The sequence below is a fragment of the Acidovorax sp. HMWF029 genome (genome assembly GCF_003060895.1).
In the GTDB taxonomy this organism is placed as follows: Bacteria; Pseudomonadota; Gammaproteobacteria; order Burkholderiales; family Burkholderiaceae_C; genus Acidovorax.
The window spans coordinates 1-4,175 of the sequence record NZ_QAIH01000013.1 but is presented as its reverse complement, the minus strand read 5'-3'; the positions used below and the strand labels follow the sequence as shown (position 1 = coordinate 4,175).

Annotated in this window: 5 protein-coding genes and 1 pseudogene; 2 read left to right on the top strand and 4 right to left on the bottom strand. The window is 65.0% G+C overall.

Going from position 1 to position 4,175, the window contains the following annotated elements; genetic code table 11:
• The coding region (locus DBR12_RS22435) for a hypothetical protein (RefSeq protein WP_233244236.1) at positions 1-473 on the top strand (473 nt) is incomplete at its 5' end.
• 144 nt (positions 474-617) lie between these two features.
• Here the strand turns inward: DBR12_RS22435 and DBR12_RS01125 are convergent.
• The 4 genes from DBR12_RS01125 to DBR12_RS01110 all read right to left on the bottom strand — a co-directional run bounded on the left by DBR12_RS01125 (position 618) and on the right by DBR12_RS01110 (position 3,555).
• Complete coding sequence (locus DBR12_RS01125) at positions 618-1,664, bottom strand: GGDEF domain-containing protein (RefSeq protein ID WP_108615574.1); 1,047 nt, start codon at positions 1,662-1,664, stop codon at positions 618-620.
• Between the two features lie 207 nt (positions 1,665-1,871).
• Positions 1,872-2,414, bottom strand: a complete 543-nt coding sequence (locus DBR12_RS01120; protein ID WP_108615573.1) for a hemerythrin domain-containing protein — start codon at positions 2,412-2,414, stop codon at positions 1,872-1,874.
• A 224-nt stretch (positions 2,415-2,638) separates the two neighbouring features.
• Positions 2,639-3,226 carry a hypothetical protein gene (locus DBR12_RS01115; RefSeq protein WP_108615572.1) on the bottom strand — a complete coding sequence of 196 codons (588 nt, stop codon included), beginning with the start codon at positions 3,224-3,226 and terminating at the stop codon, positions 2,639-2,641.
• Positions 3,227-3,336: 110 nt separating this feature from the next.
• Positions 3,337-3,555 (bottom strand): CsbD family protein, encoded by a 219-nt coding sequence (locus DBR12_RS01110; RefSeq protein ID WP_108615571.1) that lies wholly within the window; start codon positions 3,553-3,555, stop codon positions 3,337-3,339.
• A 397-nt stretch (positions 3,556-3,952) separates the two neighbouring features.
• Between DBR12_RS01110 and DBR12_RS01105 the strand changes: the two are divergent.
• Positions 3,953-4,175: pseudogene (locus tag DBR12_RS01105) on the top strand (DUF1800 domain-containing protein); the annotation flags it as partial.

Genomic DNA, 4,175 nt, shown 5'->3' with positions numbered 1-4,175 from the left:
GGGCTGTCGCAGGCTGGCGGCACGCCGGGCCGGCCCCTGCCCCCCAAGCCACCTTCCACACCGCCCGTGCCACCCACACCCACCGCACAGGCCCGCCCTGGCACCCCACGCACGGAGGCTGCATGACACCCGGCACCATGGGCCCGCAGCCGAGCACCCCGTCAGCCCCTCGCTCCTGGGCACTGCACCTGGCCCAGAACCTGGCGGGCGCTGCGCCCCACACCCCGGCGCTGACGGCAGCCGAAGCAGCGCGGGTTCAGCGCCACCGCGACCAGCTGATGGCGGCGCTGCGCGCCCAGGACCGGCTTGCCCTGGTCAGCGCCAAGCAGCAGGTGCTGGAGGCAGCCTTCTGCCCCCACGATGCGCCGGGCACGGCCGGTGCGCCTGCGGCATCGCCCGCCTTGCGCCGGGCGCTGCGTGATCTGTCGTGGCGCATGGCAGCACTGTTGCTGCCTCGCAGCCCCAGGCACTGAGCCTGCTTGAAGGAGCTTGGCATGCCCGCCGAGGCATGCCGGGCCTATGCACACCCTGAGAATTCAAAAAATACTGGACAAAACAAGTGCTCTCCGCCCGTCCCACAATCGCAATTAGCTATCAATAAGTGAGCAACGCGCTCATCACACCAATACCGTGCGGCTGCGGCCCCCCTGCTTGGCGGTGTACAGCGCGGAATCAAGAAGGCGCAGGGTGACATCGAGCGGACGCAGCGGGTCAAACAACGTCAGCCCCATGCTGACCGACAGCTGGTGCGGGGGGTCGATGCCAGGCAGAGGCTGCTGGGTCAGCGCAGCATGCACACGCTGCGCCACAGCCTGGGCCTGCTCCACCCCTGTGGACGGCAGCAGGGCCAGAAACTCCTCGCCCCCCCAGCGCCCCACCACATCGGAGGCACGGAACACACTGCGGCACAGGTCTGCAAACCGCTGCAGCGCCTGGTCTCCCACATGGTGGCCATGCACATCGTTGATGCGCTTGAAGTGGTCCAGGTCCATCATCAACAGGCAGGCCGGTTCATTGCCCCGCTGCTGCAGGGCCTGCTCCTGCCGCAGGCGTTCGGTGAACGCGCGGCGGTTGGCCAGCCCGGTCAACACATCGGTGTGGGCCAGCACGGCCATCTGCTGGCGGGCGGCGTCCAGATCGGCCAGCATCTGGCCCTGGCGGTCATTCGCGCGCTTGAGCTCCAGCAGCCGAACCACCTGGCGCGCCAGGGCGCCAAGCAGATCCTGCGCGCGCTGCGACAGCTGGCGCGGCCGATGGTCCAGCACGCACAGGGTGCCCAGGGCGTAGCCATCTGGTGTGACCAGGGGCACACCCGCATAAAAGCGCAGCGGATTTACTTGGGTGACGATGCCGTAGTTCGCGAACCGCACGTCCTGGGCCAGGTCGGACACGATGAACACATCCGACTGCCGGATGGCATAGCGGCACACGGACTGGTCGAGCGGTGTTTCCCGATCGGGCAGCCCTTGCGCTGACTTGAACCACTGGCGGTCGCGGTCCACAAAACTCACAAGGGCCACGGGCGCCTCGCACACATGGCCCGCGATGTCGGCAAGCTCGTCGTAGGCGGGCTCCATGGGGGTATCGAGAATCCCGTAGCGCTGCAAGGCCTGCAGGCGCTCGGTGTCATCGACCGGGGCTTCGAGGGAAGATATTGCGGCCATGGAGCACAGCGGCCATGCCGCCCACACTTGCCTTTGGTTTGGAGAAGGCAGCATGCCATACATGTGGCGCCTGCGCACGGGTAGAAGCACGCTTGCGGCGGCGCTGTGCGCGCAGCGCCATCCAACCCAGCCCAAACCAGCGGGTCTTGGGGGCGGGGCCCGGCAGTGCAAGGGGCTGCGCCCCGCGAGGGGCTGGCCTTCCGAACTTCAGGCCACGGCGGTCTGCTGGTTGTAGTTTTCTGTGCCGTAGGCGCCGCCTGCCACAGGCTCCTTGCCTGCGTCCCCACAGGTCGCGCCACCGCAGCCATGGATCAAGTCACCGGGCAGCGCCTGCGGTGCATGCACCACGCCGGTGGCGGGGTCAAAGCCCACCCGGCGCAGGTGCAAGGCCAGGGCCGCATCCATGCTCTGCGCATGCTGGGGGAACCACAGAGCCAGCTCGCTCGCCATCACGCGCAGCACCTTCAGGTCGCCCTGCGCGGCCCGTGCGGCACCTTCGCGCATCACCTGCAGCACAACGCGGTGCTGCATGCTGTGGCAATTTCCCGAGGCAAAGCGGGTGGACGTCATCCAGGTGTCTTCCTGGCCGAAATGCTGGTCGGTGTGCGCCACCAGCGCCTGCCATGCCAGCAGCAATTGCGTGTCGTCGGCCTGCTCCACTGCCGCCAACAAATCGACAAACTCCCGGTGGGTGTCGTCCATCAGGGGTAAGTCGAGGCTCAGCGCATCAGACCATTCGAGGTGGGCCATAGAACTCCTTGGGCGGACAGGTCAAACGAAGGTGCGAGCTTAGAAGCCCCGACCCGGCCCCGTGTTGATGCAGGTCAGGGCATGGCGCCATGTGGCGGCTCGGGCAACCTGGGCCTCTTGCCCCAACCCTCCGCCTGACGCGGCAGGACCCTGCACCGCGCAGCGGGCAGGGTCCTGACATGCCAGCAAGGGATCAGGCCAGGCGTCCAGCGCCCCGCCCCCGATCAGGTCTGGCCATGCATGCGCTTGGCGTCGTCCACACACTTGGACTTCACATCGCCGCTCATTGCGTCACAGCGCTCCTTGGCTGCCTTGTAGTTGGCCTCGTTCTTCTCGGCTGCGGCATCCTTGCGGGCCTCAGCCACATTGGCGGCCTTTTCAGCCACGCTGTCGGCAGGTTTGGCTTGGGCAGCCGTCACCTTGGCGTTTTCCTTGGCCTTCACATGATCCGCCTTGGCGTCCTTCACGCAGACGTCCTTGGCATTGCCAGTCAGGTCGTCACACTTTTCTTTGGCAACGGCGTAGGCAGCGTCGGCATGGGCTTCGGCGGCCTTCTGGCTGGCCTTGGCGCTGGGCTTGTACTGGGCTTCGAGTTCAGCCTTGGCCACGTCCTGTGTGCCCTTGGCTTCTTTTGCACAGATGTCCTTGGCGTTGGCCTTGAGGGCATTGCATTTTTGCTTGTTCATCTTGTAGTCCGCCGAGATACTGTCTTTGGCGGCCTTGTGCTCTGTGGGGGTCATGGCGAAAGCGGTCGTGGCAAGAAGACCAGCCGCGCAGGCAGCGATCAGGGTGCGTCTGAGTTTGAATGTCATGGGTTTCTCCTCAATATGTTGTAAATGCAGGCTGATGGATATTTGTGAGGGCCATCTGCGATGGGCCTCGGCAGGGCGCGGAGTTCTTGCCCCGCAACCCGGTGGCGCTATCAATCGTTGAAGCGGAATTCAGGATGTCGCTCCTGCCAGTCCTTGAGCTGCTTTTCGGCCGCTTCGCGAGCCAGGCCCTGGCGTTCCTGCAGCTTGCCCAGGAACTGCTCGCGTTTGCCGTCGATGACATCCAGATCGTCGTTGGTGAGCTTGCCCCACTGCGCGATCAGCTTGCCCTTGAACTGCTTCCAGTTGCCCTTGATGGTGTCTTCATTCATGGCTGCATCCTTCAAAAACCTCGCCCTGGCCATCCACCCGGAGCGCGTGGAAACAATGCGTTCGGCGATGGACTCACTGTAGAAACGAATCAGTCAGCAGCCCGTAGTCCATGCCCATTTGCACGCGTGGGCCCAGGCCTACGGGTTTGAAGGACGAGGCCGATGGGAGGGGAGCAACACCGCACCCAGCCTTGGCTGACAGGGGCTCACACATACATGCTGCCTGGCGCCTGCAGGCCACAAAGTGTTGCAATTGCCCATCATTTCTGACCGGGAAGCCACGCTTGCTCCCAAGTAGCTGTTTCTCTTGGTAACACTTGTGTTGCCGCCCACGATCTGCCCTGTGATTAAGTGGCGGTTGCGCCACTTGAACGGCACGCGTTTCACCACGATCACCATGAAAAATACATACGAGGAACCTCTGACCAACCAGGTTGCAGAGAACGCAGAGCGCGAATCCGCCATCGCCACGCAGGCTGTACCGGCAGAGCGGGGCCGAGCACCGTTGCTGACGGCGCTGTTCGCGTCGACCGCTGCTCTGGCCGCCTGCGGCGGCGGCAGCGAGAACACCCCTCCGGCCAGCCCCCCCATCGCAGCACCGCCGGGCTCCGCGCCAGCAC

Bases quoted from the DNA above. Each gene is read 5' to 3' on its own strand.
- DBR12_RS01125 (WP_108615574.1), bottom strand. From the start codon at position 1,664: ATGGCCGCAATATCTTCCCTCGAAGCCCCGGTCGATGACACCGAGCGC.
- DBR12_RS01110 (WP_108615571.1), bottom strand. From the start codon at position 3,555: ATGAATGAAGACACCATCAAGGGCAACTGGAAGCAGTTCAAGGGCAAG.
- DBR12_RS01120 (WP_108615573.1), bottom strand. From the start codon at position 2,414: ATGGCCCACCTCGAATGGTCTGATGCGCTGAGCCTCGACTTACCCCTG.
- DBR12_RS01115 (WP_108615572.1), bottom strand. From the start codon at position 3,226: ATGACATTCAAACTCAGACGCACCCTGATCGCTGCCTGCGCGGCTGGT.